The 2,357-nt window shown below is 45.7% G+C and carries 1 protein-coding gene and 1 pseudogene; both read left to right on the forward strand.

What is annotated here, in order from left to right; all coding sequences use genetic code 11:
- A pseudogene (locus FWJ59_RS09365) lies at nucleotides 1–666 on the forward strand (hypothetical protein); the annotation flags it as partial.
- Between the two features lie 211 nt (nucleotides 667–877).
- Nucleotides 878–2,275: an NlpC/P60 family protein gene (locus FWJ59_RS09370; RefSeq protein WP_414481666.1), complete on the forward strand. Its 1,398-nt coding sequence runs from the start codon at nucleotides 878–880 to the stop codon at nucleotides 2,273–2,275.
- Nucleotides 2,276–2,357 lie beyond the last annotated feature (82 nt).

A 2,357-nucleotide genomic window follows, 5' to 3' on the forward strand; every position in this document is an offset into this window, starting at 1 on the left:
AAGGACTCCGATATTCTTTTAAAGATTAAAGATAGCTTGATGAAAGGCGCTGATGTCATCATCACCTCCGGTTTCCTGAAGGCTGCCACGCCTATGGGTTTCCAGAACATGTTTGCCAACATAGAGGTGACTCATCGCAAGGCCATGGTAAACCGGTATGCCTATTCCAACGACGGTGGAATAACCTTTGGCGGCTGTGAGGAGGCTGCAAAGCCGGTGTTGATCCCTCAGCTGGAGTTTCAGACAAACGATACCTGGGAGCTGATTGCGGGATTGGGCGAGGACAACAACTTCCCGATACTCACCAAAACGCTTTATGGCAAGGGCAGGCTTTATGTCCTTACAATACCCGAAGATTACGGAGATCTGTATAACTACCCGCGCAAGATACTCATGTTCATACGGCAAGCCTTCAGCAGGCAAAGCCCCGTGTTGCTGGATGCTTTTTCAAAAGTGGGACTGTTCACGTACGACAACGATTGCTTTATACTGCATTCCTTCCTGCCCTGGTACGATGAGGTGCGCGTAGAGCTAAAGGGTGGTCATGTTGCTCTTAAAGACCTGGTAACTGGCCGTATCATCGAGGGACAAAAAGAGGACGATAAAACGGTTGTAAGGCTGCGCCTCTCGCCGGGAGTAAACAGGGTATTTAAGATGGTCAAGTAAAGGTTATCCGCGCCTTGCAATTGTAGTTCAAAAGCCCTTCACCTTCATTTTTGCTTTAAGTAAAAGGGGTGAAGGGCTTAATTTTTTAAAAATTTTTGTTTACAAGCAGGAAATTTCCATTTTTTATAGAATATAAATTTTTGTAATAATTTTGTAACATTTGTGATAAACTTTTAATGAACGAATATTGTTGAAAGATGAGGGAATTTTTATGAAAAATCTCAAAATTGCCTGGATAATGGCGCTGGGCATTTGGGTTGTGACCTGTTTGACGGGTTTTGTATGGGTAGGACGAAATGAAACGGCGGTAGCAGGCTATATTCCAACGCCTTCATACATAATGATGGTGGATGGGAAAGAAGTGGGAGTTGTAAAATCTGCAGCTAAGGGATTGGCGATATACGACGATGTGGTGGCAAAGCTCCTTCAAGTGTATGGCGATGGAGTATTCGTAGATGCCAGCGTGCGCTTCAGAGAAGTGGAGACGGGCAATGTGAGGATCAGTTCTGAAAATGAATTGGCCCGGGCCATAGAGCAGGCCATAGTTGTCAAGTCCAACGCCTATGCAGTGGTTGTGGATGGCAAAAAGGTTTGTTATGTCGAGGACTTGAACGTTGTGCAGCAAGCCCTTGAGGAGATTAAGGATGCCTATGTGCAGGCCGTACAGCAGACAGGGGATAGCCAGCTGCAGGAAGCCTTCTTTAAGGAGAGCATATCTTATCATGAGGAGATAGTACCCGTTAGCCAGATTGTGGGTAAGGACAAAGTTGTCTCTATCTTCAAGCAGGGCGCCGGAGAGGTCAAGGAGTATGAGGTAAAAGAGGGGGATACTTTATGGTCAATTGCCAAGGCACACGGTATACCGTTTTCAGTCTTAGAGCAGGCCAATGCGGATATAGATATAGACCATCTGCATCCCGGAGATAAGATCAAGCTCACAGTTGAAAGGCAACTGGTTACGGTAGTGACCAAGGAGAGGCGGAAAAAAGTAGAGGAGATTCCTTTTGAAACCGAGATACGCTTGGATAGCACATTGGAAAAGGGGAAGACAAAGGTATTGAAAGAAGGGGAAAACGGACAAAAGGAAGTGTATTTGCTGATTACAAAGGAAAATGGCAAAGAGGTAAAGCGCGAGGTGCTCGAGGAAAAAGTCATAAAGGAACCCACAAAAAAGGTGATTCTTAAGGGCACTAAAGTAGTTTCCAAGAAGATCACTACATCTACGGTGTCATCGACTCGAGGGTCGGCGCGAGGTTCAGACGTAGTGGCGTTTGCCATGAAGTTTTTGGGTAAACCTTATGTATATGGCGCTGAAGGCCCCAATGCATTTGATTGCTCGGGCTTTACCTATTATGTCTACAAGCATTTTGGGATCTATCTTCCCCGTACAGCCTATGGTCAACGCAGTGTAGGCGTACCTGTATCCAAGGCCAATTTGGCTCCGGGGGATTTGGTGCTGTTTTCTAATCCAAACCATGTGGGCATATACATAGGAGGAGGGAAATTTATACACGCATCATCGGGGGCTTATAAGGCTATATGCATAAGCAACCTTAACTCTTCTTCGTATAGCAGGCGGTATGTCGGTGCCAGAAGAGTTTTAAATTAAAATTTCATTTTTAAACGGCCGTATTGGCCGTTTTTTTATGGTGTGCTCAGGGATGGGGGAAACCTGGCAGTGAAAGTCCGCT

Origin of the sequence: Caldicoprobacter sp. (assembly GCF_047459465.1) — a bacterium.
Classification (GTDB): Bacteria; Bacillota; Clostridia; order Caldicoprobacterales; family Caldicoprobacteraceae; genus Caldicoprobacter.